The sequence below is a fragment of the Phytoactinopolyspora endophytica genome (genome assembly GCF_004138495.1).
GTDB classification, from domain to species: domain Bacteria; phylum Actinomycetota; class Actinomycetes; order Jiangellales; family Jiangellaceae; genus Phytoactinopolyspora; species Phytoactinopolyspora endophytica.
Genome location: NZ_ML142853.1, coordinates 142973 through 144034 on the forward strand (window position 1 = coordinate 142973; position 1062 = coordinate 144034).

General features: G+C 68.9%; 2 protein-coding genes. Both read right to left on the reverse strand.

Translation table 11 applies throughout. The features are described from left to right. On the reverse strand, positions 1–250 hold a 250-nt coding region (locus tag ELR45_RS35010; protein ID WP_165367686.1), incomplete at its 3' end, for a hypothetical protein. Between the two features lie 76 nt (positions 251–326). Continuing rightward, positions 327–1061, reverse strand: a complete 735-nt coding sequence (locus ELR45_RS11500) for an ABC transporter ATP-binding protein (RefSeq protein ID WP_129666549.1) — start codon at positions 1059–1061, stop codon at positions 327–329. Position 1062 lies beyond the last annotated feature (1 nt).

A 1062-nucleotide genomic window follows, 5' to 3' on the forward strand; every position in this document is an offset into this window, starting at 1 on the left:
GCTCGGCAAGATGTACCGACTCGAAGTCCGCGGTCTCCCCCTCGGACGGGTTGACACGCTGGTCGCCGGAGACGACCACGGGCGCACCGTCGTACCGCTCCGTCGGGATGCCGGAGCGCAGCCCCGTCTCCAGCAGGATCCCGCATGCGGCAACGAGCACCGTCGCGAACAGCAGCGCGATGAACGCGCCCGCGAACCCGCCCTTGCGGGACCGCACCGTGCTCAAGGCGAGCCACAACATCACAACCACCCGCCCTTCCCCGTGATCATCAACGGTTGGACCGGGTATGGTGCGGCCAGTGGTTGATGATCATGGGAAACCGGGGTCACCGCACACCTCCGTTGGCGTCGTCCGACGGCTCGAGGTGAGTCATCCAGTCAGCGATCCGCTCTGCCGTAGGCTGCTCGAGCTGGCCGACGAACCGGCCGTCGGCCAGGAACAACACCTGATCGGCGTAGGAGGCTGCGACCGGGTCATGCGTCACCATCACCACGGTCTGCCCCAGCTCGCTCACCACCTGGCGAAGCAGCTGGAGCACTTCCCTGCCGGTACGGGTGTCGAGCGCGCCGGTCGGTTCGTCCGCGAAGACCAGGTCAGGCCGAGTCACCAGCGCGCGGGCGATCGCGACCCGCTGCTGCTGACCGCCGGAGAGCTGCGCGGGACGGTGCGTCGCACGATCGGACAACCCCACCCGTCCCATCACGTCACCCAACCATGTCTTGTCCGTCCGGCTGCCCGCCATGCGCAGCGGCAGCGTCACGTTCTGCTCCGCCGTCAGCGACGGCAGCAGGTTGAACGCCTGGAAGATGAACCCGATCCGCTCGCGGCGCAGCTCGGTGAGCTTCGGCTCGCGGAGCCGGCTCAGCTCCACCTCCCCCAGGTGGACGCTGCCCGACGTCGGCCGGTCGAGACCGGCGGCGCAGTGCATGAAGGTGCTTTTGCCGGAGCCCGACGGTCCCATCACCGCGCTGAAGCTGCCCTTGTGCAGGGCGACCGACACCTCGCGCAGCGCGGCGACGGCGCTCTCCCCCTTCCCGTACACCTTCGTCACGCCGTCCAGC